This is a genomic window from Streptococcus sanguinis (assembly GCF_019929225.1).
GTDB lineage: Bacteria > Bacillota > Bacilli > Lactobacillales > Streptococcaceae > Streptococcus > Streptococcus sanguinis_J.
The window spans coordinates 225,699-250,592 of record NZ_JAHZPA010000001.1; the positions used below are offsets into that span (position 1 = coordinate 225,699).

The following is a 24,894-nucleotide window of genomic DNA, read 5'->3' on the forward strand; positions in this document are numbered from 1 at the left end:
GGCAAACTAGATTGCCTTTTGCACATGTTGATGCAGGACGACTTAGCTGACTATGTCACAACTTTTCTATCATGGAGTTGATTCAATCCCAATCTTATGTTAAGGTGAACATATGAAGAAAATATTAGTTGTAGATGATGAGAAACCAATCTCAGATATTATTAAGTTTAATATGGCCAAGGAAGGCTATGAGGTTTTGACCGCCTTTGATGGTAAGGAAGCCTTGGAAATGTTTGAAGCAGAGCAGCCAGACATCTTGATTCTGGACTTGATGTTGCCAGAAGTGGACGGACTGGAAGTGGCTAGGACTATTCGCAAGACCAGCAATGTTCCGATTATTGTATTGTCTGCTAAAGACAGTGAGTTTGACAAGGTTATCGGCCTTGAAATTGGTGCTGATGACTATGTGACCAAGCCTTTCTCAAATCGTGAGCTGCAGGCGCGTGTCAAGGCACTTCTTCGTCGGGCAGACCTTGTTGTGGAAAACCAAGTAGAAGAAAGTGGCCCGAACGAGTTGACCATTGGAGAACTGCAGATTTTGCCAGATGCTTTTGTTGCTAAGAAGCATGGCAAGGAGCTGGAGCTGACCCACCGTGAGTTTGAGTTGCTTCACCATTTGGCGACACATATTGGCCAGGTGATGACACGTGAGCACTTGCTGGAAACAGTATGGGGCTATGACTATTTTGGCGATGTCCGTACAGTGGATGTGACCATTCGCCGCCTGCGTGAAAAGATTGAAGATACGCCAAGCCGACCTGAGTATATCCTGACTCGCCGCGGAGTTGGCTACTATATGAGAAATAATGATTGAAGCAATTAAACAATTTGTGATTTCTGCGGATTTTGTCTTTGCAATCATTATTATCGGTTTCATTGTAGTTGTTGCCTTGCTTTTATTGGAAAATCGCCGTGATAACCAAAAGCTTGTACAGCTTAATCAAAAGGTTAAAGATTTGATTGCAGGTGACTATTCTGAAGTGCTGGACATGCAGGGAAGCCCGGAAATCACAGATATGACCAACAGTATCAATGATCTTTCAGAGGTCATTCGACTGACACATGAAAACCTTGAGCAAGAAACAAAACGCCTTTCCAGTATCCTGTCCTATATGACAGATGGCGTGCTTGCGACCAACCGTCGGGGGCAGATTATCACTATCAACGATATGGCAACCAAGCAGTTGGGAGTTAAGAGAGATGAGGTCCAAAATATGAGTATTTTGGATCTGCTTTCGATTTCAGACGAGTATGATTTGAGGGACCTGATTACCAATGTACCTGAGCTGACGATAGATTCTCAGGATGAAAATGGTGAGTATTTGAGCTTGCGGGTTCGCTTTGCCCTAGTAAGGCGTGAGTCGGGCTTCATTTCTGGTTTGGTAGCTGTCTTGCATGACACGACAGAGCAGGACAAGGAAGAGCGGGAGCGTCGCCTCTTTGTCTCCAACGTCAGCCATGAGTTGCGGACTCCGCTGACCAGTGTTAAGTCCTATCTGGAAGCCCTGGATGAGGGAGCCTTGTCTGAGCCAGTAGCGCCAGACTTTGTCAAGGTATCGCTCAATGAAACCAACCGCATGATGCGGATGGTGACGGACTTGCTTAGTCTGTCCCGTATTGACAATGAGACCAGTCATCTGGAAGTGGAACTGACGAATTTCACGGCCTTTATCACCTTTATCCTCAATCGCTTTGACAAGATAAAAAATCAAGACGAGACTAAGAAATATGAGATTATCCGTGATTATCCGATAACACCGATCTGGGTAGAGATTGATACAGATAAGCTGACCCAGGTGATTGATAATATCATGAACAATGCCATCAAGTATTCGCCAGATGGTGGAACCATTACTGTTTCCATCAAGACAACTGATGAGCAGTTGATTCTCTCGATTGCAGATGAAGGTCTGGGGATTCCCAAACAGGACCTTCCTAAGATTTTTGATCGCTTTTATCGAGTGGACAAAGCACGCAGCCGTGCCCAAGGCGGAACGGGTCTGGGGCTGGCTATTGCCAAGGAAATTATCAAGCAGCATCAGGGCTTTATCTGGGCTAAGAGTGAGTATGGTGTGGGCTCGACCTTTACCATTGTCTTGCCTTATGAGAATGATGGTGTTCGGGATGACGACTGGGATAATGAAGACGATATATAGAAAGTAAACATGACTAAAGGATTTCAATACAGTATTCTGGCGTCAGGATCAAGTGGTAACTGTTTCTATCTGGAAACAGATCAAAAGCGGATTCTGGTTGACGCTGGCTTATCAGGCAAGAAAATTACGAGCTTGCTGGGCGAAATTGGCCGCAAGCCTGAGGATTTGGATGCTATTTTAGTGACTCATGAGCACAAGGATCACATTCATGGTGTTGGTGTATTGGCTCGCAAGTATCATCTGGATATTTATGCTAATGAGGCCACTTGGAAGGCTATGGAAAAGGACCTGGGCAAGCTGGATGCTAGTCAAAAGCATATCTTTGAATTGGGCAAGACCAAGACCTTTGGAGACTTGGATGTGGAGAGCTTTGGTGTCAGTCATGACGCAGCCTGTCCGCAATTTTACCGCTTTATGAAGGATGACAAGAGTTTTGTCATGCTGACGGATACGGGCTATGTCAGTGATCGGATGGCTGGGATTATCGAAAATGCCGACGGGTACCTGATTGAGAGCAACCATGATATTGAAATTCTCCGCAGCGGTGCCTACCCATGGAGTCTCAAGCAGCGGATTCTGTCTGATATGGGTCACTTGTCCAATGAAGACGGAGCGGAGACCATGATTCGGACTCTGGGCAATCGTACCAAGCGGATCTATCTGGGACATCTCAGTAAGGAAAATAATATCAAGGAATTGGCTCACATGACCATGGTCAATCAGCTGGCTCAAGCCGATATGGCAGTCGGTCACGACTTCCAAGTCTATGATACCTCGCCTGATACCGCAACGCCTTTGACGAGTATTTAAAAGTCAAAGCAAAAGGTTTGGTTTTATTGCTCTAGTGCGGTATCCATTATATATTTAAAAAGTAACGGTTTTATTTTGCAAAGGAGCTTGTATGCGGCCAATTTACTTTGTGGTAGGTCTATTATCTTTAGGGTTAGGAGTTCTAGGGATTTTTCTGCCTCTCCTGCCAACAACACCATTTCTTCTCTTGTCCATTGCCTGCTTTTCGCGCAGTTCCAAGCGCTTTGAAAATTGGCTCTATCATACAAAGATGTATCAGACCTATGTGGCAGATTTTCGAGAGACAGGAACGATCGCCAAGGAGCGTAAGAAAAAGATTATTATTTCCATCTATATCTTGATGGGGATTTCCATTTTTCTAGCGCCTATTATTTGGGTCAAGATTGGACTGTTGGGTCTGACCATTTTTATCACCTATTATTTGTTTAAAGTAATTCCGGATAAGGAATAGAAATCACTGTCAGCAGGTGCGTTTGCGCCTGTTTTTTGTTATAATAGAGACTGTATATCTTTGGAAAGGAAAAGGTATCATGCTGCTTATCTGACTGAAGTCAGCATGATGTAAAATAGTAATGGAAAATTTGAAAAAAGCATTGCTGGAGCAGTTTGACTTGGTCTTCTCTGATGAGACCTTGTTGGAAACGGCTTTTACCCATACGAGCTATGCCAATGAGCACCGCCTCTTAAAAATTTCACACAATGAACGCTTGGAATTTTTAGGAGACGCTGTTCTGCAACTGATTATTTCGGAGTATCTGTATACCAAGTATCCTAAGAGACCAGAGGGCGACCTGTCCAAGCTGCGTTCCATGATTGTTCGGGAGGAGAGCCTGGCAGGCTTTGCCCGTGATTGTCAGTTTGATCAATTTATCAAGCTGGGACGCGGAGAGGAGAAGTCTGGCGGCCGGAATCGTGATACGATTTTAGGAGATTTGTTTGAGGCCTTTTTAGGTGCCTTGCTCTTAGATAAGGGTGTGGAAGCAGTCAAAAGCTTTCTCTATCAAGTCATGATTCCTAAGGTGGAAGCGGGAGATTTTGAGCGGGTGACGGACTATAAGACCAAGCTGCAGGAGTTGCTGCAGATTAATGGTGATGTGGAAATTACCTATCAGGTCGTCTCCGAGACAGGGCCGGCTCATGCCAAAAATTTCGAGGTGGCTGTTCTCATCAATGGTCGCAAGTCCGGTCAAGGCCAGGGGCGTTCTAAAAAGCTGGCCGAGCAGGAAGCTGCTAAAAACGCATTTGAAAAGGAAAGTTCTTCATGTTTTTAAAGGAAATTGAAATTCAGGGCTTCAAGTCATTTGCTGATAAGACTAAAGTTGTCTTTGATCAGGGAGTGACAGCGGTTGTTGGGCCAAATGGTTCCGGCAAGTCCAATATTACGGAGAGCCTGCGCTGGGCCTTGGGAGAGTCCAGTGTGAAAAGTCTGCGGGGCGGCAAGATGCCCGATGTGATTTTTGCGGGAACAGAAACCCGCAAGCCCCTTAATTACGCATCCGTGGTAGTGGTTCTGGACAACAGTGACCAATTTATCAAGGATGCTGCCAATGAGATTCGGGTGGAGCGTCACATTTACCGCAGCGGTGACAGTGAGTATAAGATTGATGGCAAAAAAGTCCGTCTGCGCGATGTCCATGATCTTTTCATGGATACAGGGCTGGGACGAGATTCCTTCTCCATCATTTCCCAAGGGAAGGTTGAGGAAATCTTCAACAGCAAGCCAGAGGAACGTCGGGCAATCTTTGAAGAAGCTGCTGGAGTGCTTAAGTATAAGACACGTCGTAAGGAAACGGAAAGCAAGCTTAGTCAAACACAGGATAATCTGGACCGTCTGGAAGACATTATCTACGAGCTGGAGAGCCAGGTCAAGCCCTTGGAGAAGCAGGCTGAAACTGCTAAGCGCTTCTTGAGTCTGGATGGCCAGCGTCGAGAGCTTTACTTAGATGTTTTGGTCGCTCAGCTGACAGTTAACAAGGAAAAGTTGACTCAGGCTGAAGAAGATTTAAGGAATATCCAGCAGGAGCTAACAGCTTACTATAGCAAGCGCGATGAGCTGGAAGTTGAAAACCAAACCTTGAAGGCCAAGCGCCATGAGCTCAATCAAACTTTGTCTGATGATCAAGCTAGTTTGCTGGAATTGACCCGCTTAATCAGTGATTTGGAGCGTCAGATTGATCTTTCTAAGTTGGAGTCCAGTCAGGCAGCGACGAGCCGCCGGGAAAATGAAGAGCGTTTGGCTGCTTTGTCAGAAAAACTGGCTCAGATAGAAAGCAACATAGAAGACAAGCAGGCTGAATTGAGCCAAATAGCTGCCAAACTGAGTGACAATGAGCAGTCCATCGCTGCTTTGGAAGCAGAATTAGCAGACTTTTCAGATGATCCAGACCAGCTGATTGAGCATCTGCGTGAGCAGTATGTCAAGCTCATGCAGGAAGAGGCAAATCTTTCTAATGACTTGACTTCTCTGGAGAGTCAGCTGGCTAGCGAGCTTAAACTAGCTGAGAGCAAGAAGGCAGACTATGCTAAATTGCAAGGAGATTTGGAAGCTAGTCAGACTCAGGAACAGGCTGGTTTGGAGGAGTTGGAAATTGCTCGCCAAGCTCTCAAGAATCTACTGGCTGACTACCAAAGTCAGATACAGTTAGTAGAGAAGCTGGAGGCTGACTATAAGCAGCAGCAGACTAAGATGTTTGATCTTTTGGACGACCTCAAAAACAAGCAGGCACGTTCTAATAGTTTGGAAGCCATTCTCAAAAATCACAGCAATTTCTATGCTGGGGTCAAGAGTGTGCTGCAGGAAGCTGGCCGACTGGGTGGCATTGTTGGAGCAGTCAGCGAAAAACTCAGCTTCGATCCCCACTATCAGACAGCGCTGGAAATTGCGTTGGGAGCCAGCAGTCAGAACATTATCGTGAAAGATGAGGCGGCTGCGACTCGGGCTATCGAATTTCTGAAGAAAAATCGGGCTGGCCGAGCAACCTTCCTGCCTTTAACAACCATCAAGCCGCGTCAGCTGCCTGACCATAACCGTGCTACGATTGAAAAAAGTGCTGGTTTTCTGGGACTGGCTTCTTCCTTGGTCAGCTATGAATCTTCATTAGACAGCATTTTTCAAAATCTGCTGGGAACGACTGCTATTTTTGATACAGTGGAGCATGCCAGAGCAGCAGCTCGCCAAGTGCGCTATCAGGTTCGCATGGTGACTTTGGATGGAACAGAGCTTCGGACTGGCGGATCTTATGCTGGTGGTGCCAACCGCAATAACAATACTATCTTTATCAAGCCGGAGTTAGATGCTTTGCTTGAAGAGATTAAGCAGAAAAATGTCAGCTTGAAAGAGCAGGAAGAAGCAGTACAAATTCTGCAAAACCAGCTAAGTCAGGCCAAGCAGGTATTGGAACAAATCAAGACAGACGGTGAGCAGGCTCGCTTGGCTGAGCAAAAGGCTAATCTAGCCTATGAACAGTTGGCCAAGCGTGTAGAAGAACTCACAAGTCTGAAAAATCTACAGGAGCAGGAGTTGGCTGGTCAGTCTGCTTTGGATATTTCAGAAGAGAAAGACCGACTGCAGGCCCGCTTGACTGAGATTGAGCAAGAAAAAATGGATATCACTGTAGAAATAGAGCAGGTTAAGTCAAACAAAGATGCAGTTCAGGCTCGTTTTGACAAACTTTCCTCTCGTCTAGCTGAACTCAAGCTCCAGCGAACAGAGTTGACCTCCAACCAACGCTTTGAAAAGAATGACTTGGAACGTCTGTCCGAGGAAAAAGCTAGCCTTGTAAAAGAGCAGGCGACCTTGGAACTCTTGATGGAGCAAAAGGAGCAGTCCAGCCTGCAAAAGGTCGATATTACAATCCTGGAAGAGCAATTAGAGACAGCCAAGCAAGAAAAGACTGAGCTAGATCAAAGACTGATTCGTCTGAAATTTGAGCTTGAAGATCTAGAAGGTCAGTCTGACGATATTGCCAGTCGTTTGGAGCAAGCCCGCCATCAAAATGAAGAATTGATCCGCCGGCAGGCCAAGTCAGAGGCAGAAAAGGATAAGCTCATGGATCTCATGCGCCGTCTGGCAAGCAATTTGACAGATGACTATCAGATGAGTTTCGAAGAAGCAAGCAGCCAGGCTCGTCCGTTAGAAAGTTTATCAGCTGCTGAAAGTCAGGTGAAGGATTTGGAAAAAGCCATTCGAGCTTTAGGTCCGGTCAATCTGGAAGCAGTTGAGCAGTTTGAAGAAGTCAGCAACCGTTTGAACTTCCTCAACGAGCAGCGAGACGACGTCCTATCAGCTAAAAATCTGCTCTTAGAGACGATTGAAGAGATGAATGACGAAGTTAAGGAACGCTTTAAATCAACCTTTGAAGCCATTCGTGAAAGCTTTAAGGTGACTTTCCGTCAGATGTTTGGCGGTGGTTCTGCAGACTTGATATTGACGGAGGGAGACTTGCTGACGGCTGGTGTAGAAATCTCCGTGCAGCCACCTGGTAAGAAAATCCAGTCACTCAATCTGATGAGCGGTGGCGAGAAGGCCTTGTCAGCTTTGGCTCTACTCTTCTCAATCATCCGTGTTAAGACCATTCCTTTTGTCATTTTGGATGAGGTCGAAGCAGCGTTGGACGAGGCTAATGTTAAACGCTTTGGGGATTATCTCAATCGCTTTGACAAGGACAGCCAATTCATCGTGGTCACTCACCGTAAGGGAACCATGTCAGCTGCAGATTCTATTTACGGAGTTACCATGCAGGAGTCTGGCGTTTCCAAGATTGTCTCGGTCAAGTTAAAAGATTTAGAAAGTATGTAACATGAGTATAAAATTAGTAGCAACGGATATGGACGGTACCTTTTTGGACAGTAAAGGTCAGTTTGATATGGACCGCCTCAAGCAAGTTTTGGCTCGCTTTAAAGAAAAAGATATGTACTTTGCCGTAGCCAGCGGACGGGGCCTCTTGTCGCTGGAAAAGCTGTTTGAGGAAGTGCGCAATGAGATTATTTTTATTGCTGAAAACGGCAGTTTGGTGGAATTTCACGGCGAGGATCTCTATGAAGCAACCATGCCACGGGACTTTTATCTCAAGGTTTTTGACAAGCTGCAGGAATCTCCCTATGTCAATGTCAATGAGCTGCTTCTAACGGGCAAACGTGCCTGCTATGTCTTGGAGACTGTGGATCCGACCTATCTTTCTTTCAGTGCTCATTATAATGAAAATATTCAAAAAGTAGCTAGTTTGGCTGATATCGACGACGATATTTTCAAGTTTACGACCAATTTTGCTGAGGACCAAGTCGCAGCTGGTGAAGCTTGGGTCAATGAGAATATCGACGGAGTCAAGGCCATGACAACTGGCTACAAGTCGATTGACATCGTTCTGGACCATGTGGATAAGGGGGTTGCCATTGTCGAGCTGGCCAAGAAGCTAGACATCGATCTTTCTCAGGTTATGGTTTTTGGTGATAATCTCAACGATTTGCACATGATGCAGGAGGCTGGCTATCCGATTGCGACTGAAAATGCTCGTCCTGAGATTTTAGAAGTCGCCAAGGAAGTCATCGGCCACCATGATGCTCAGTCGGTTATCACTTACATGGAGGGATTATAATGGCAGATATAAAACTGATTGCTCTGGACTTGGATGGAACTCTTCTGACTTCAGACAAGAAGATTTCTGAGCGTAATTTAGCAGCTTTAAAAGCAGCTCAGGATAAGGGAGTTAAGGTAGTCCTGACTACTGGCCGCCCCCTCAAGGCCATGGACTTTTTCCTGCATGAGCTGGGGACAGACGGTCGAGAGGATGAGTACACCATTACTTTTAATGGTGGTCTTGTTCAGCGCAATACTGGAGAAATTCTTGATAAAACAGTCTTTTCTTATGATGATGTAGCTCGGATTTATGAGGAAACAGACAAGCTCCACATACCGCTTGATGCCATCTGCGAAGGACTTGTCTATCAGATTCAATCCGATCAAGATTCGCTTTATGCTCAGTTCAATCCTGCTCTGACCTTTGAGCCTGTTGATTTCAGCGACTTATCCAGCCAGCAGACTTATAACAAATGTGTTACTGCTTATGCTCAAGAACCACTGGATGCGGCTATTGAGCAAATTTCACCGGAATTATTTGAGCGCTATGAGATTTTCAAATCAAGAGAAATGCTGCTGGAGTGGTCCCCTAAAAATGTCCATAAGGCTAATGGCCTAGAGAAACTGATTGCCCATTTAGGTATTGAGAGAAGTCAGGTCATGGCTTGTGGTGATGAAGCCAACGATCTGTCTATGATTGAGTGGGCTGGTTTGGGAGTGGCCATGCAGAATGCAGTAGCTATTGTCAAAGAAGCGGCCAATGTGGTGACACCTATGACCAATGATGAGGATGCAGTGGCTTGGGCTATTGAAGAATATGTACTAAAGGAGGATTAGCCGATGGGATTATTTGACCGCCTTTTCGGCCGAAAAAAACAAGAACCGCCGATTGAAGAAGTTGTCAAGGAAGCATTGGAAAATATTGACGACCTTGAAGAAGAAACAGCACCTGCTCCAGAAGCAGGAGACAATCTTGAAGCGGAAGCTGTTCAGTCCTATCAGGGCAAGCAGCAACTTGATGAGCAAATTTCGGATACAAAAGATAGTTTGACTGATGTTGAAGAGCTAGCATCTCAAGCTATCCAAGAAGAAAGCAAGGAGCCAGAGCATGAAAGAGAAATTATTGCAGAAAATCAAGAAATGGCTCAAGGAGCAAGTCAGACTGAAGAAACTCTAGAAGAGCATCATGCTGAGAGCAGTGACGAAACGGTAGAAGAAGTTGTTGAACAAGCAAAGCTGTCGGATGAAGCATCTTATTATGACGAGGTGGCAACCGATTCAAATAATGAGTTCGAGCCAGAAACAGCTGAGGAGTCACTAACAGAATCAGAACAGGTCGTTCAAGCAGCTGATGTTGCTGAAGAATCAGAAGCAGCCGCTACAGAAGACCATGCTGAACTTCCTCAAGAGGAATCCACTCAGGAAAAATATGACCGCAGCCTAAAGAAGACTCGGACAGGATTTGGAGCACGACTCAATGCCTTCTTTGCCAATTTCCGCTCAGTAGATGAAGAGTTCTTCGAAGACTTGGAAGAGTTGCTCATCACTAGTGATGTAGGAGTTCAAGTGGCTTCCAGTCTGACTGAGGAACTACGCTATGAAGCCCGTCTGGAAAATGCTAAAAAACCAGCTGCTCTGCGCCAGCTGATTATTGAAAAATTGGTGGACATTTATGAGAAAGATGGCCGCTTTAATGAAAAAATCAATTTCCAAAACGGTCTGACTGTCATGCTCTTTGTTGGAGTCAACGGAGTCGGTAAGACGACCTCTATCGGTAAACTAGCCTATAAGTACAAACAACAAGGCAAGAAAGTCATGTTGGTAGCTGCAGATACATTCCGAGCTGGAGCAGTAGCTCAGCTGGCTGAATGGGGGCGGCGCGTTGACGTTCCAGTAGTAACTGGACCTGAGAAGAGCGATCCTGCCAGCGTGGTTTATGATGGTATGGAGCGTGCTCAGGCAGAGCAGGTTGATGTTCTTATGATTGACACGGCTGGTCGCCTGCAAAATAAGGACAACCTCATGGCGGAGCTGGAGAAAATTGGCCGCATTATTAAGCGAGTGGATCCAGAAGCACCACATGAAACTTTCCTAGCTCTCGATGCTTCAACTGGTCAGAATGCTCTGGTTCAGGCCAAGGAATTTTCTAAAATTACTCCAGTCACAGGAATTGTATTGACGAAGATTGATGGAACAGCCCGAGGCGGGGTTGTGCTAGCCATTCGTCAGGAATTGGATATTCCAGTGAAGCTGATTGGCTTTGGAGAAAAGATTGATGATATCGGTGAGTTTAACTCAGAGAACTTTATGAAAGGCCTGCTTGAAGGCTTGGTATAAAACAAAAAACCAGTACGAGTACTGGTTTTTTATGAACAATTTTTAAATCTTATTTTTTTGGAGACCACTGCCAGTCAGCTCCAAATTCTCTAAGGAGTTCAAAGGAAGCATCTGGTCCCATAGAACCGACAGGATACTCATGAAGAGGCACTTCGTTGCTACGCCAGAGCTCTTCAATCTGATCGATCAGCTCCCAGCTTGATCGCACTTCATCCCAGTGGCTGAAGTTGGTTGAGTCATTGTTAAGGACGTCAAAGATTAATTTTTCGTAAGGATCAGGGGAAGCACCGCTAGCTGTTGCATCTGTTCGATAGTCCAGAGAGAGAGGAGCTAAGCTGAAGCGCTCGCCGACCTCTTTGCCATTCATGCTGAGTGAAAAGCCCTCAGTCGGCTGGATATGAATGGTCAGAACATTTGGCGCTAATTCCTCACCAAAGATGGACTCCATCTGCTTAAAGACGATATTGACAAGAGTGCCTTTTTCAGTGAGACGTTTACCAGTCCGGAAGAAAAATGGAACATCACGGAAACGCTCGCTATTTACGAAGAAAGCTCCTGAAGCAAAGGTTTCAGTCATGGAGTCAGGATTGACATTAGGCTCACTCCGGTAGGAGATGTATTTCTTACCTTTGACCGTGCCTGACTTATACTGACCGCGGATAAAGAAGCGTTTTAAGTCATCTTTGTCGGGCTGTACCAAGCGTTCAAAAACTTTGACTTTCTCTGCCCGAATGTCCTCTTTGCTGAAGCTTTTCGGCTTGTCCATAGCTAAGAGTGACAGGAGCTGCAAGGTATGATTCTGAACCATATCTCGTAGAGCACCGGACTGGTCATAGTAGCCGCCGCGTTCTTCGACACCAAGCTTTTCTGCAAAGGTAATCTGGACATTGTCAATGTAGTCACGATTCCAGATATTTTCAAAGAGAAGATTGGCAAAGCGGATAGCAAAGATGCTCTGAATCATTTCCTTGCCTAGATAATGGTCAATACGGAAAATCTGCTCTTCATCAAAGGCTGCCAAGAGTTCTTCGTTAAGTTGGCTGGCAGTTGCCAAGTCTGTCCCGAAAGGTTTTTCAACAATCAGACGTTCAAATCCTTTGCCATCTACGATGTTTTCAGACTTGAGGTGTTTGGCAATGGTGCCGAAAAATTGCGGAGCCATGGACAGGAAGAAGAGTTTATTGTGCTCGGCTTGGTACTGCTCATTGAGTCGGTTTTGAAGCTTGCGCAGCTCAATGTAGTGCTCGGTATCCTGCACATCATGGCTTTGATAGTAGAAGTGACTGGCAAACTCTTGGGCTTGCTCGGGGCTGTCAGCTAAATCAGCGATTGCCTCGACAACGACAGACTCAAAATACTCCTTGCTCCAAGGCCGGCGGGCTGTTCCAATAACTGCAAAATGCTTAGAAAGATTGCCAGACTTATAGAGCCTGAAGAGGGATGGATAGAGTTTTCTTTTGGCCAAGTCACCGCTGGCTCCGAAAATTGTTACAATAACTTTTGAAGACATCCTGATACCTATTTTCTAAATGATGTCTCTATTTTATCACAATTTTTCTAAAGATTGTATTCAGAAATTCGGTTTCTGAAAAGGGAGATAAATAGAAAGAATTTGACCGCTGCTTGAAACATATTCAAATACAAAAAATGAGGCTTAGACACAATTGTGCCAGCCTCGTTTTCTTTATTCAAATACCCGATAAACGTAAGGATTGTCCGGTTTTTCTACCTTATCAAAGCTTTCAACTTCTAGAGTTGGAAGGCTTTGTCCCAGACTTTTATGGTAGTGCATAGTAATTTTTCCCTTGGCATGAATCCAGGTATTATTCTCGAAATGCTGAGTATTTCCAGTCGTCAAGAGGCCATAGACACCTGAGTCGGCGATACAATGGATAATACCGAAGCGAAAGAGAAATTGGCTCTTCTGGTCGCTGGGGTCATTGTAGACAAATCCAGTGAACTCCAGCGTTTTGCCTACAAACTCGTCGGGATAATCATAGATGACCTCCATGATTTCCATGTAGTTCTCAGTTGTGACCTGAATGGTATCTTGCTTGACATATTTCTTGGCGGCTGCCCGCATTTCTTTTTCGTAAGCCCCTTTTGTAAAGTAGGTGCTGGTGTCTGGCTTCAGGTATTGGCTGGTTGTTCCTTCGTCCTGCTGAATAGCAGTTGAAGTTCCCTCAGCCAGCGGGAAATGAAATCCTTTAGCCGAAACTGTTGTCGAATCCAAGGTAACAGTTGGAAAGAAAATTCCCACAAAAAGTGGAATGACAAGAAGAAGCACGCTACCTAACTTGGCCCAGCGAGTGTTTAAATGACTGTGGACCTCCATTTTCTTCATCCAGATGATGAGCTGCACAACTGCCAAGATAAAAGATAGAATCATAGACAAGTAGGCCAGATAGGAGTAGTGGAGATTGATATATTGGTTGAGCTTGCCTGTCAGCTGTAGGTACATGGTGATCTCAAAGTAGCCGACTAAGATTAGAAATCGAATCATAGCACCACCCCCACAAGCCAAGAGTAAAGAAAGACAACGACAGTAACTAGGCTGATAAATTGCCAGATAAAGCGCGTCTTAAAGTAGTTTTTCATCATCAGTAGATTCTTGACATCTAGCATAGGCCCAATAACCAAGAAAGCTAAGACTGGCGATAAGCCGAAACTAGCAATCAAGGAGCTCCCGATGAAAGCATCAGCTTCACTGCAAAGTGAGAGCAGGAAGGACAGCAGCATGAGCAGAAGAATAGCGACAGCCGGTGTCGAGCTGATGGAGGTCAGGATTCTGGTTGGCACATAGACCTGGACTAGGCTGGCAAAGAGACAGCCAAAAATCAGATAACGACCTGTATCGAAAAATTCGTCAATAGCCTGCACAAAGACTTGAAAAAGCTTTTGTCCCTTACTGAGATGTGAAAAGTCATGCTCATGAACAGCCTTGCGATTTTCTTTTTGAATATTGCTGTCTGCAAAGAAGCCCAGAAAAATCCCTAAAAGAACAGCCACGACCATAGAACCTAAAGCACGAAGCAGAGCCATTCGGAAGGAATTACCAAAGGCTGAGTAGGTCGCAAAGAGCACGATGGGGTTGATGACTGGAGCCGTTACCAGAAAAGGCACAGCCGTGTAACTGGGAACTTTCTTTTCAAGAAACCGATTTATAATGGGAACAATTCCGCACTCGCAAGAGGGGAAGACAAAACCAACCAAGCTTCCAAAGAAAATCCGAGCCCATTTGTTCTTGGGTAGGAAACGATAAACCTTGTCTGGCGTGACATACACTTCGATAAAGCCAGAAATGATACTTCCAATCAAGACAAAAGGCAGGGCCTCAATGATAATGGAGAGAAAGATGGCGCCGGCTTGCAGGACACTGGCCGGCAGCTGAGAGAAGAAGCTCATTCTTTCTTATCCTTCTCGTTTTTAGATTTTTTCTTGTCTTCCTCAGGGAACTCTACCTTTTCAATTTTGGGCAGGGTCGCAAACTCCTCAAACATTTTGTCCAAATCATCTGATCTAGTAAATTTAACAGCCATAAAGACACCTCATTTCTAAAATAATAATTCTATTATACTACCAATCATCAAAAAATGAAATTTTGAAACATATGAGACTCTTTGTCGCTGATTTACCCTAAATTTTTTTGTACAAATAGTACTAAATAGTTCTAAAACTGCCTATCTTTCAAAGCACTTGTGATATAATAGGATTGTTATGGAAAATATAAATATTGAAAAAATTGCCCAGAAATTGGGCCTTAAAGAAAGCCAAGTATCACAGGTCCTAGATCTGACCGCTGAGGGAAATACAATTCCTTTTATTGCTCGTTACCGTAAGGAAATGACAGGAAATCTGGATGAGGTCGAGATTAAGGCAATCATTGACCTAGATAAGAGCATGACAGCTTTGGCAGAACGTAAATCGACGGTCTTAGCTAAGATTGAGGAGCAGGGCAAACTAACGGATGCGCTGCGCTCTGAGATTGAGGCTGCAGAAAAGCTGGCTGATGTGGAAGAACTTTATCTGCCTTATAAGGAGAAGCGTCGTACCAAGGCTACTATTGCGCGTGAAGCAGGTCTCTTTCCTTTGGCCCGCCTCATCCTACAGGATGCGGCTAACTTGCAGGAAGAAGCTGAGAAACTGACTAGTGAAGCCTTTCCGACAGCAGAAGCTGCTCTTGCTGGAGCAGTGGATATTCTGACCGAGGCGATTTCTGAAGACACCAAGCTGCGGGCTTGGACCTACCACGAGATGCAGACCAATTCTTCTATCGTATCCAGTCTCAAAGACGGTGATTTGGATGAAAAGCAGGTCTTCCAGATTTATTATGATTTTTCCGAAAAAGTAGCGACTATGCAAGGCTACCGGACACTGGCCCTTAATCGTGGTGAGAAGCTAGGTATTCTCAAGGTTGGTTTTGAGCACAATCTTGAGAAAATCCTGCGCTTCTTTGAAGTACGCTTCAAGGTGAAAAATGCCTATATTATCGAAGCTGTCCAGCAAGCAGTTAAAAAGAAAATCATTCCAGCTATGGAGCGCCGTATTCGGACCGAGCTGACTGAGGCTGCTGAGGATGGTGCGATTCAGCTCTTCTCAGATAATCTCCGCCATCTTCTCCTGATTGCCCCTCTCAAAGGTCGCGTAGTACTGGGCTTTGACCCAGCCTTTCGAACAGGAGCCAAGCTGGCTGTTGTTGATGCGACAGGTAAGATGCTGACGACTCATGTCATCTATCCCGTGCCACCAGCAAAGCCAGCTCAGATTGAAGCTTCTAAGAGAGAGTTATCGGAGCTGATTGAGCAGTTTGGTGTGGAAATTATTGCCATCGGAAATGGAACTGCCAGCCGAGAAAGCGAAGCCTTTGTAGCAGAAGTTTTGAAATCTCATCCGAATGTCAGCTATGTTATCGTTAATGAAAGCGGAGCATCTGTCTACTCTGCTAGTGAACTGGCTCGTCATGAGTTTCCAGAGTTGACTGTTGAAAAGCGCTCAGCTATTTCCATTGCTCGCCGTCTGCAAGATCCATTGGCAGAGCTGGTTAAGATTGATCCTAAGTCTATCGGGGTTGGCCAGTACCAGCATGATGTCAGCCAGAAAAAACTGTCTGAAAGTCTGGACTTTGTCGTTGATACCGTGGTTAACCAAGTCGGGGTCAATATCAACACCGCCAGTCCTGCCCTGCTGGCCCATGTAGCGGGTCTTAATAAAACTATCTCAGAAAATATTGTCAAGTATCGGGAAACGGAAGGCTTGATTCGGTCTCGTGAGGCCATCAAGAAAGTGCCGCGTCTAGGCGCAAAGGCTTTTGAACAGGCAGCCGGCTTTCTGCGTATTCCTGAAAGTGATAACCTGCTAGACAATACAGGCGTTCACCCAGAGTCTTATAAGGCAGTGGAAGAGCTCTTTAAGCGACTGGAAATCAGCAGTTTGGATGAAGCAGCCCAAGCCAAATTAAAAGCTGTGCAGACTGCTAGTTTGGCTGCAGAGCTAGGCTTGGGAGAAGAAACCCTCAAAGATATTATTGCGGATTTGCTCAAGCCTGGCCGAGATTTGCGTGATTCCTTTGACGCGCCAGTTTTGCGGCAGGATGTCTTGGATATCAAGGACCTGCGCATCGGTCAAAAACTCGAAGGGGTCGTCCGCAATGTCGTCGATTTCGGAGCCTTTGTGGATATTGGTATCCACGAAGACGGTCTTATCCATATTTCCAAGCTGAGCACTGACTATATCAAGCATCCTAGTCAGGTCCTATCTGTTGGTGACTTGGTGACCGTCTGGGTGGATAAACTGGATGTGGAGCGGGAGAAGGTCAACCTCTCTCTGATAGCACCAAATGAATCTAACTAACTATGTCAAGCAGGTTTCAGTTGAAGATTTTGGCTGGGAATTCCGACACCAAGCTTATTGGAACAAGCGCCTCCGCACTACAGGAGGACGCTTCTTTCCAAAAAATGGTCATCTAGATTTCAACCCAAAAATCTATGAAACTTTTGGGCTGGAGATCTTTCGAAAAATTGTCCGCCATGAGCTGGCTCACTATCACCTTTATTATCAGGGCAAAGGTTACCGACATGGGGATAGAGATTTTAAAGAACTGCTCAAGCGAGTTGATGGTCTGCGCTACGCTCCCGCGTTGTCCAACTCGCAAACCTTACTCATCTATGAATGCCTGAGCTGCGGAGCACTTATCCGTCGCAGACGCAGAGTCAATCTTCAAAAATACCGTTGCGGACGCTGTATGGGCAAGCTCCGTTTGTCAGAGAAAGCTTGATAGATTAGCAAGAGAGTTCCTTGAAGAACTCTCTTTTTTAAAAAAATGAATTCTCTAAAGCATAATCAGCCTTTGGCCTGATTGTTTTCTCATGAAATATGGTAGAATAAAGTAAATATGATCATTGAGGTCTCTATCATGAACGTGAAATTCTATAAGTTGAAAAAGAATCGACTGATTTCCGGTGTCTTGTCCGGTCTATGTGATAAATTTGATTTTGATCTGAGCTTGGTGCGCTTCCTCTTTATTATCTTTACTGTGGTCAATTTCGGCTTGGGAATTCTCATCTATATCCTGCTAGCTATGGTTATGCCCTATAAAGAAGACATAGAAGAAGAAATGTATGGAACCGGCCCGCGCAAACGAAAAGAAGCAGAAGCTATCGAAGACGATAAAGATGGCTGGTTTTGGTAATTCTTAATAAAATAGAAAATTTCGGGATGCTCTCCCGATTTTTTACTTGAAGTAGGGAATGTTTTAGTAAGACATTTCTATGCCGTGATTTATTTTCTGCTTGCTTCTTTTAGATAAAATCTAAAAAAGAAGCAGGATAGAAAACCAGGTAAATTGACAATTAAAAACTTCACCAAAATATTAGCAATTTATCTAAGGAGGAAATATGACAGAAGTTTGGAATGCCTATGACTTAAATCGAAATCAACTCCCTCATCTCCTGGTTCGAGGAGAAAAAATTCCTGAAGGACAGTTTCATCTCTGTGTTAATGTCTTGGTTCGCCATCAGGATGGTGATATTCTCTTTATGCGGCGATCAGCCAATAAAAGCCTTTATCCTGGCTATTATGAGTTCGGAGCAGGAGGCAGTGTGCTGGCTGGAGAGGATAGCCAGACAGCCGCCTTACGTGAATTAAAAGAGGAAACTGGTCTGGTTCCTGACAGCATCAGACTTTTGGAGCAGGTGTGCTCTGTCAATGATCAGTGCCATTTCGACTACTATGAGGTGGTTGTGTCTGGCGATAAGAGTCAAGTCCGCTATCAGGAAGGCGAAACAGATGCTCATGTCTGGTTGCCTCTGAAAGAGGTCCCAGATTTTGTAGAAAACCATCCTTGTTTTAAGAACCAAAAGAAGATTCTTAACAGCCTGCTTGACTAAGACCATGGCTGTTTTTCTATTTTTACTAAAAAGTTGATTTAAATCAAAATATTTTTTCGTTCTAAAATCAATCTTAAAGATTCTTTTGAGGTAAAAATTTGCTATAATAGAAGCAGACAAATTTGAAGGGAGAAGACAATGTCAGTAAAGGTCAAAGACCTCTTAAAAATGTCTCGTCTGTCTCAGGAGTACGGTGATAAAGTATTACTGGAAAAAGAAATTAAAACTTCAGATATTTCTCGGCCTGGACTTGAAATGACTGGATATTTTGATTTTTATACACCCGAGCGGATACAGCTGATTGGGATGAAAGAGTGGTCTTATCTGATGAAGATGAGCTCTCATAATCGCCATCAAGTACTGTTGAAAATGTTCCAGCCTGAGACGCCGGTGGTTATCATTGCTCGAAATTTAGAGATTCCTAAAGAAATGATTGATGCGGCTGATGAGAAGCAGGTTGCTATTCTTAGAAGCAAAGCCTCTACTAGCCGCTTGTCTGGAGAAATTTCCAGTTATCTTGATTCTCGGCTGGCTGAGAGAACCAGTGTTCATGGGGTCCTGATGGATATCTATGGCATGGGTGTTCTCATCCAAGGGGACAGTGGAATTGGTAAAAGTGAGACAGGACTTGAATTGGTTAAGCGTGGCCATCGTTTGGTTGCGGATGACCGAGTGGATATCTATGCCAAGGATGAAGTGACCCTTTGGGGAGAGCCGGCTGAAATACTGCGCCACCTATTGGAAATTCGTGGTGTTGGTATCATTGATGTCATGAGCTTATACGGAGCCAGTGCAGTCAAAGATTCTTCTCAAGTTCAGATAGCTGTCTATTTGGAGAATTACGATACTCAAAAGACTTTTGACCGTCTAGGTAATGATACAGAGGAGCTGGAGGTTGCCGGTGTCAGAATTCCACGTATTCGGATTCCTGTAAAGACTGGCCGCAATATCTCAGTCGTGATTGAGGCCGCGGCGATGAACTATCGAGCTAAGCAAATGGGCTATGATGCTACAAAGATCTTTGAAGAGCGCCTCACCGATTTAATTAGCCGGAATGAGGTGAAACATGATTGATCCAGTAGCTATCCAACTAGGACCTATCAGTATTCGCTGGTATGCCATCTGTATTGTCACAGGCTTAGTATTAGCCGTTTATCTTGCCATGAAAGAGGCTCCGCGTCGGAAGATTATTCCTGATGATATTTTGGATTTTATCCTAGTGGCTTTTCCCGTAGCCATCGTGGGTGCCCGGCTTTATTACGTGGCCTTCGAGTGGGATTATTACGGTAAGAATCTGATAAAAATCATTGATTTCTGGAATGGCGGAATAGCAGGTATTGCCATTTACGGCGGGCTGATAGCTGGTGCTATCGTTCTCTACTTTTTTTGTAGGAGAAGGCTGATTCACCCAGTTGATTTTCTGGATATTGCAGCACCAAGTGTGATGATTGCCCAGAGTATTGGTCGCTGGGGAAATTTTGCCAACCATGAGGCCTATGGTGCGGCAGTTAAGAGTTTGGACTATCTGCCTAGCTTTATTCGTGAAAATATGTATATCGAAGGCAGCTACAGACAGCCAACTTTCCTCTATGAATCTCTATGGAACCTACTTGGTTTTATCTTGATTATTGTTCTCCGCCGTCGGCCTAAGTTGCTGAGACAGGGAGAAATCGCTGCCTTCTATCTAATTTGGTATGGATTTGGTCGGATGATCATTGAGGGGATGCGGACAGACAGTCTCATGTTTGCTGGTCTGCGTGTTTCCCAATGGTTATCTCTGATTCTTATTTTTGTCGGAATCGGCATCATCATTTACCAAAGAAAAAAGAAAGCCCCTTACTATCAAGAATAAGAAATAATAGATCCGTTGACTCTTTTATAAGAGATGTCAGCGATGAAAGGAGAGAAATATGATAATTGAAATTGCTTATGCTTTACTGGCAGTTGCCCTTATTATCTTCGTGATTTACTTGACGATAACAGTCAAAAATCTGGGCGAGAAAGCTGGTAAGATGCTAGATGAAACAGAAAATACCATCAAGGTCTTGACTTCTGATGTCAACGTGACCCTTCACCAAACCAATGATTTACTGGCCAAGGTCAATGTCTTGACTGACGACATCAATCAAAAAGTCGCAACTATTGATCCTTTGTTTACAGCTGTAGCGGACCTGTCTGAGTCTGTTTCAGATTTAAACGTTCAGGCGCGCACGCTGAGTAAAAAAGCTGTGTCTGTTGGCAAGGGATCTGTTAAGACAACAGCTGGTTTATCTGCTTTGCGTTTTGCTTCAAAATTGTTTAAAAGATAAGAAAGAAGGTCTATTATGGGAAAATTTTCATCACTGTTATTGGGCGCCGTTACAGGTGCAGCTGCTGCCTATTTTCTGACCAGTAAGAAAGGAAAGGAAACGACAGATAAGGTTCGGGACTTTGTTAAGGAATACCAAGAAAATCCTGATGATATCCACGAAGCTGTCGTTCAGTCTGCTAAAGACTTTTCAAATCAAGCTGTCAGCGCAATTCAACAAACCAAGGAAAAGGTTGAGAAAGGCGAGATTACAACTGAAACAGTCATCGAATCTGTCAAAGAAACGACAAAATCAGTCGTGGACTACTCGCAGGATAAGTTTAACGAAATCAAAGAAAAATTTGATAAAGAAGAAAGTAACTTTGCAGAGGAAGAGCCTGTGATCTTCCAAGAGGAAGAAGAGGAACCTTCAGAAGAAATCATCATTGACTTCGGAGCAGAAGCGACAGAAGGTCAAGAAGAAAAGACTGCTGAAACTGATAATCAAGAAGAAAAATAAAACAAAGAAGACTAGCAATTTTGCTAGTCTTCTTTGTTTGCTAGAATGAAAAAACGAGGACATAAGGTGTCATCGGTTTTTTTCTTATATTTTAAATCGTAGAATCACAAGGTTGGTTTATTTGCTAGTTTGGCGTTTCTTTGCGAATAGGCGATAAGATTGAATACTAATCAGGCTAGAAGCAATTGCCAAAGTGAAGGACATAAATGTATTCATTTTTAAACTCAAAAATACAAAGCTAAACAAAACTGTCAAGACACAGAAAACAGCAATATTTAAGAAGAAAAAGAGTTCACTTAATCTTGGTGATGTTTCTGCTTCAGGTAAGTACTCTTGATAGAGTGGTGTTTGTTCAGATTCAATTTCTTGGTAGTAGTAGTCAGTTGGGTCATCATATTGTTGGTATTTTCTTACGTGCATAATTCTCTCTCCTTACAGTACCCTCTAATTCTACCATTTTTTTGCAGTTTTAAATATTACAAAAGAGTTACAAAACGAATAAATTCGAATGAAAAACCACTCCTTTATATTTTTTTGCTATAATGGTTGTATGAAAAAGATAATTATTACAGGAACAGCTGAAAGTATAGAACAAGTTGAGGAACTTTTAGAGGCAAATGTCGATCGAATTTATGTCGGTGAGAAAAATTATGGCCTTCGGTTGCCTCATAATTTTAGTTTGGACGAATTAAATCGAATTTCAGACTTAGTTCACCAAGCAGGAAAAGAGTTGACCGTTGCGGTGAACGCGCTCATGCATCAGGAAATGATGGATAATATCAAGCCCTACCTTGATTTTTTGCAGGAGATTGGGGCAGATTATATTACGGTTGGAGATGCTGGTGTTTTCTATGTGCTGCAGCGAGATGGCTATAAATTAAAGACTATTTACGATGCCTCGACCATGGTTACCAGCAGCCGTCAGATTAACTTTTGGGCAAAGAACGCTGGAGTTTCAGAAGCTGTCTTGGCGCGTGAGATTCCTTCTGCAGAGCTTTTTAAGATGCCAGAGATTCTGGAAATTCCTGCTGAAGTCTTGGTTTACGGAGCTAGTGTCATCCATCACTCCAAGCGTCCTCTCTTGCAGAATTACTATAATTTTACTCATATCGATGATGAGAAGACGAGAGAACGGGATCTCTTTCTGGCAGAACCAAGCGATCCGCAGAGCCATTATTCGATTTTTGAGGACAATCATGGTACTCATATTTTTGCCAATAATGACTTGGATTTGATGACCAAGCTGATAGAGTTGGTTGACCATGGATTCTGCCACTGGAAGTTGGAAGGGCTCTACACACCTGGTCACAACTTTGTTGAGATTGCTAAGATTTTTGTTGAGGCGAGAGATTTGATTGAAACAGGCAAGTTTAGCTCAGATCAAGCCTTTGTGCTGGATGAGGCGATTCATAAACTGCATCCGAAAAATCGTTTTCTCGATACCGGATTTTATGACTATGACCCTGATATGGTAAAATAAAATTAGAAACGAGAACTCTTTTTAGGAGTTCTTTTTTGAGAACAAAAAACATTGATAAAGTAGAACTAAAAAATAGATGTTTTAAACTATTTTTTTGAATTAATTCGAATAATCTAAAAATTAGAATTGTGAAAATAATTCAAAGAACCTTGCTTTTAGGGGTAAATTACTATAAAATAATAAGGATTAGACATCAACACTTTTATATTGCAAATAGGAGAAAATGATGGCAAGAAAGTTGAAACGACCAGAAGTGTTATCACCTGCTGGTACTTTGGAGAAGCTAAAAGTAGCTGTTCGATATGGAGCAGATGCTGTTTTTATTGGCGGACAAGCCTATGGTCTGCGCAGCCGGGCTGGGAACTTTACCTTTGAACAGATGGAAGAAGGGGTTCAGTTTGCGGCTAGTTATGGTGCCAAGGTCTATGTCGCGGCCAATATGGTCATGCACGAGGGGAATGAAGAGGGAGCTGGTGAGTGGTTCCGCCGTTTGCGGGATATCGGGATTGCGGCTGTCATTGTTTCTGATCCAGCTTTGATTGCTATTGCGGCATCAGAAGCACCTGGTCTGGAAATCCACCTGTCAACTCAGGCTAGTGCGACCAACTATGAAACGCTGGAGTTTTGGAAAAATTTAGGACTGACTCGAGTTGTCCTAGCTCGCGAAGTGTCAATGGCTGAGCTAGCTGAAATTCGCCGACGGACTGATGTTGAAATAGAAGCCTTTGTTCATGGAGCGATGTGTATTTCCTACTCCGGCCGCTGTACATTATCCAACCACATGAGTATGCGCGATGCCAATCGTGGAGGCTGCTCGCAATCCTGCCGTTGGAAATACGACCTCTACGATATGCCCTTTGGACAAGAACGTAAGAGTTTGAAGGGGGAAGTTCCAGAAGAATTTTCCATGTCCGCAGTTGATATGTCCATGATTGACCGCATACCAGACATGATTGAAAATGGAGTAGATAGCTTGAAGATTGAGGGACGGATGAAGTCTATTCATTATGTTTCTACGGTGACTAACTGCTATAAAGCAGCAGTGAACGCTTATCTAGAAAGTCCTGAAAAGTTTGAAGCTATCAAGCAGGACTTGGTCGATGAGATGTGGAAGGTTGCTCAACGCGAATTGGCCACAGGATTCTACTATCATACTCCAACAGAGAATGAGCAGCTGTTCGGAGCGCGACGTAAGATTCCAGAATACAAATTTGTAGCAGAAGTAGTAGCCTATGACGCAGACAGTCAGATAGCGACTATTCGTCAGCGAAATGTTATCCATGAAGGAGATCAGGTTGAGTTTTATGGACCGGGCTTCCGTCATTTTGAAACCTTTGTAACAGATCTTCGTGATGCTGATGGTAACAAAATTGATCGAGCTCCTAATCCGATGGAGCTTCTGACCATTCACTTGGAGCAGCCCGTAGAGGCTGGCGATATGGTGCGGGCTCGAAAGGAAGGCTTGATTAATCTTTACAAGGAAGATGGCACTAGCGTGACCGTCCGAGCTTAATCTTATATTCATAGGTGGCTTTTTAATCTAAAAGCCATCTTTATGAATTGAGGTTATCAGAGAGGAAATAGCATGATTCAGATTCACGGAGATACTCTTGATGAGGAGACTCGCTGCCAGCATTATCATAGTGAGAGAGATGTCATAGCTCTTAAGTGCTTTGCTTGTCAGAAATACTATCCTTGCTTTCTCTGTCATAATCGCTACGAAGACCATGCTTTTCTGGCCTATCCTGTGAGTCGCTCAGAAGATCGAGTAGTTCTTTGTGGCCATTGCAGGACAGAGTTGTCTATTTCTCAGTATCTTGGCTGTGAGGATGCTTGTCCTATCTGTACTCATCCTTTTAATCCAGGATGCAAGAAGCATCGATCAATTTATTTTCAGACAAACAAATAACTCTTCCATCCAGCTGGATAGAAGAGTTATCTTTTGAAACGACGGTTGGTGATGCGAATGTCTTTCTTTTGGGCTTCACGGATATTATTGGGTACGAGACTGATTCGCTTTATGTCCTGCACGCGGATAATAGTGGTCATACTTTTCTTGAAATTTTTGATAATCAGCTGCTGGCGCTCGCGATCGTATTTAACAATGTCACCAGTGAAGCTTTTGTCCAGAAAGATAACGTGGACACCAGATTGTTTACGCAGAGCTAGCTCGATGGTACGCAGAATGCGGCCGCTGTCCTCTGGTCCTTGTTCATTCTTTTTGCCACTGATAAATTCGTTGGCTCTTTGTAAAATCATTTCGAGATATTTTTTCATAGCTAAAATCTCCATAACTTGTTACAATATATTATATAACAAAATTCCCTAAATTGTAAATTCTTTT

Annotated in this window: 26 protein-coding genes; 20 read left to right on the forward strand and 6 right to left on the reverse strand. The window is 44.0% G+C overall.

The window, feature by feature from the left end:
• The first annotated feature begins 112 nt into the window (after positions 1-112).
• From yycF to ftsY, 9 genes are all read left to right on the forward strand, one after another.
• The gene (gene yycF / locus K1I80_RS01180) at positions 113-814 is read left to right on the forward strand and encodes a response regulator YycF (protein ID WP_002894937.1); all 702 of its coding nucleotides are present in this window, start codon (positions 113-115) and stop codon (positions 812-814) included.
• Positions 807-2,156 (forward strand): cell wall metabolism sensor histidine kinase VicK, encoded by a 1,350-nt coding sequence (gene vicK / locus K1I80_RS01185; protein WP_002899938.1) that lies wholly within the window; start codon positions 807-809, stop codon positions 2,154-2,156. Before yycF ends, vicK begins: the two co-directional genes overlap by 8 nt.
• 9 nt (positions 2,157-2,165) lie before the next feature.
• On the forward strand, positions 2,166-2,966 hold the full coding sequence (locus K1I80_RS01190) for an MBL fold metallo-hydrolase (RefSeq protein WP_002914756.1): 801 nt from the start codon (positions 2,166-2,168) through the stop codon (positions 2,964-2,966).
• Between the two features lie 91 nt (positions 2,967-3,057).
• Positions 3,058-3,417: a DUF454 family protein gene (locus tag K1I80_RS01195; protein WP_223311679.1), complete on the forward strand. Its 360-nt coding sequence runs from the start codon at positions 3,058-3,060 to the stop codon at positions 3,415-3,417.
• Positions 3,418-3,538: 121 nt separating this feature from the next.
• Positions 3,539-4,237: a ribonuclease III gene (gene rnc, locus K1I80_RS01200; protein WP_002899941.1), complete on the forward strand. Its 699-nt coding sequence runs from the start codon at positions 3,539-3,541 to the stop codon at positions 4,235-4,237.
• Positions 4,228-7,764: a chromosome segregation protein SMC gene (gene smc / locus K1I80_RS01205; protein ID WP_223311678.1), complete on the forward strand. Its 3,537-nt coding sequence runs from the start codon at positions 4,228-4,230 to the stop codon at positions 7,762-7,764. Before rnc ends, smc begins: the two co-directional genes overlap by 10 nt.
• Before the next feature lies 1 nt (position 7,765).
• Entirely contained in the window at positions 7,766-8,560 is a 795-nt protein-coding gene (locus K1I80_RS01210; RefSeq protein WP_223313330.1) for a Cof-type HAD-IIB family hydrolase, read from the forward strand.
• The gene (locus K1I80_RS01215; protein WP_223313329.1) at positions 8,560-9,378 is read left to right on the forward strand and encodes a Cof-type HAD-IIB family hydrolase; all 819 of its coding nucleotides are present in this window, start codon (positions 8,560-8,562) and stop codon (positions 9,376-9,378) included. Before K1I80_RS01210 ends, K1I80_RS01215 begins: the two co-directional genes overlap by 1 nt.
• 3 nt (positions 9,379-9,381) lie before the next feature.
• Positions 9,382-10,878 carry a signal recognition particle-docking protein FtsY gene (gene ftsY / locus K1I80_RS01220; RefSeq protein WP_223311675.1) on the forward strand — a complete coding sequence of 499 codons (1,497 nt, stop codon included), beginning with the start codon at positions 9,382-9,384 and terminating at the stop codon, positions 10,876-10,878.
• Positions 10,879-10,927: 49 nt separating this feature from the next.
• Here the strand turns inward: ftsY and zwf are convergent, their stop codons facing one another.
• From zwf to K1I80_RS01240, 4 genes are all read right to left on the reverse strand, one after another.
• Entirely contained in the window at positions 10,928-12,388 is a 1,461-nt protein-coding gene (zwf, locus tag K1I80_RS01225; RefSeq protein WP_223311674.1) for a glucose-6-phosphate dehydrogenase, read from the reverse strand.
• A 174-nt stretch (positions 12,389-12,562) separates the two neighbouring features.
• The gene (locus K1I80_RS01230) at positions 12,563-13,381 is read right to left on the reverse strand and encodes a TIGR03943 family putative permease subunit (RefSeq protein ID WP_223311673.1); all 819 of its coding nucleotides are present in this window, start codon (positions 13,379-13,381) and stop codon (positions 12,563-12,565) included.
• Positions 13,378-14,283: a permease gene (locus tag K1I80_RS01235; protein WP_223311672.1), complete on the reverse strand. Its 906-nt coding sequence runs from the start codon at positions 14,281-14,283 to the stop codon at positions 13,378-13,380. Before K1I80_RS01235 ends, K1I80_RS01230 begins: the two co-directional genes overlap by 4 nt.
• Positions 14,280-14,417 carry an SPJ_0845 family protein gene (locus K1I80_RS01240; RefSeq protein ID WP_002894961.1) on the reverse strand — a complete coding sequence of 46 codons (138 nt, stop codon included), beginning with the start codon at positions 14,415-14,417 and terminating at the stop codon, positions 14,280-14,282. The genes K1I80_RS01235 and K1I80_RS01240 overlap by 4 nt, the downstream gene beginning before the upstream one ends.
• A gap of 178 nt (positions 14,418-14,595) precedes the next feature.
• Between K1I80_RS01240 and K1I80_RS01245 the strand changes: the two genes are divergently transcribed.
• The 8 genes from K1I80_RS01245 (at position 14,596) to K1I80_RS01280 (ending at position 21,070) form a co-directional block, all read left to right on the forward strand.
• Entirely contained in the window at positions 14,596-16,728 is a 2,133-nt protein-coding gene (locus K1I80_RS01245; protein WP_223313328.1) for a Tex family protein, read from the forward strand.
• Positions 16,715-17,152, forward strand: coding sequence for a SprT family protein (locus tag K1I80_RS01250; RefSeq protein WP_223313327.1), 438 nt, complete (start codon positions 16,715-16,717; stop codon positions 17,150-17,152). Before K1I80_RS01245 ends, K1I80_RS01250 begins: the two co-directional genes overlap by 14 nt.
• 138 nt (positions 17,153-17,290) lie before the next feature.
• Entirely contained in the window at positions 17,291-17,566 is a 276-nt protein-coding gene (locus tag K1I80_RS01255; RefSeq protein WP_032907817.1) for a PspC domain-containing protein, read from the forward strand.
• A gap of 205 nt (positions 17,567-17,771) precedes the next feature.
• Positions 17,772-18,263 carry an NUDIX hydrolase gene (locus K1I80_RS01260; protein ID WP_223313326.1) on the forward strand — a complete coding sequence of 164 codons (492 nt, stop codon included), beginning with the start codon at positions 17,772-17,774 and terminating at the stop codon, positions 18,261-18,263.
• Between the two features lie 138 nt (positions 18,264-18,401).
• Positions 18,402-19,337 (forward strand): HPr(Ser) kinase/phosphatase, encoded by a 936-nt coding sequence (gene hprK, locus K1I80_RS01265; protein ID WP_002894971.1) that lies wholly within the window; start codon positions 18,402-18,404, stop codon positions 19,335-19,337.
• Positions 19,330-20,115: a prolipoprotein diacylglyceryl transferase gene (gene lgt / locus K1I80_RS01270; protein ID WP_002897218.1), complete on the forward strand. Its 786-nt coding sequence runs from the start codon at positions 19,330-19,332 to the stop codon at positions 20,113-20,115. Before hprK ends, lgt begins: the two co-directional genes overlap by 8 nt.
• Before the next feature lie 58 nt (positions 20,116-20,173).
• Positions 20,174-20,572, forward strand: a complete 399-nt coding sequence (locus K1I80_RS01275) for a DUF948 domain-containing protein (protein WP_002906108.1) — start codon at positions 20,174-20,176, stop codon at positions 20,570-20,572.
• Between the two features lie 15 nt (positions 20,573-20,587).
• Complete coding sequence (locus tag K1I80_RS01280; protein ID WP_002906111.1) at positions 20,588-21,070, forward strand: YtxH domain-containing protein; 483 nt, start codon at positions 20,588-20,590, stop codon at positions 21,068-21,070.
• Between the two features lie 117 nt (positions 21,071-21,187).
• Here the strand turns inward: K1I80_RS01280 and K1I80_RS01285 are convergent, their stop codons facing one another.
• The gene (locus tag K1I80_RS01285; protein WP_002894977.1) at positions 21,188-21,490 is read right to left on the reverse strand and encodes a DUF3270 family protein; all 303 of its coding nucleotides are present in this window, start codon (positions 21,488-21,490) and stop codon (positions 21,188-21,190) included.
• A 130-nt stretch (positions 21,491-21,620) separates the two neighbouring features.
• On the opposite strand from K1I80_RS01285, the gene K1I80_RS01290 reads away from it, so the two are divergent.
• From K1I80_RS01290 to K1I80_RS01300, 3 genes are all read left to right on the forward strand, one after another.
• On the forward strand, positions 21,621-22,550 hold the full coding sequence (locus tag K1I80_RS01290) for a peptidase U32 family protein (RefSeq protein ID WP_223313325.1): 930 nt from the start codon (positions 21,621-21,623) through the stop codon (positions 22,548-22,550).
• Positions 22,551-22,776: 226 nt separating this feature from the next.
• Positions 22,777-24,063: a peptidase U32 family protein gene (locus K1I80_RS01295; protein ID WP_223310648.1), complete on the forward strand. Its 1,287-nt coding sequence runs from the start codon at positions 22,777-22,779 to the stop codon at positions 24,061-24,063.
• A gap of 72 nt (positions 24,064-24,135) precedes the next feature.
• Positions 24,136-24,459 carry a CHY zinc finger protein gene (locus tag K1I80_RS01300; RefSeq protein WP_223313324.1) on the forward strand — a complete coding sequence of 108 codons (324 nt, stop codon included), beginning with the start codon at positions 24,136-24,138 and terminating at the stop codon, positions 24,457-24,459.
• A 26-nt stretch (positions 24,460-24,485) separates the two neighbouring features.
• Here K1I80_RS01300 and K1I80_RS01305 read toward each other — a convergent pair whose 3' ends face one another.
• Positions 24,486-24,842, reverse strand: a complete 357-nt coding sequence (locus tag K1I80_RS01305) for a hypothetical protein (protein WP_002897226.1) — start codon at positions 24,840-24,842, stop codon at positions 24,486-24,488.
• Positions 24,843-24,894 lie beyond the last annotated feature (52 nt).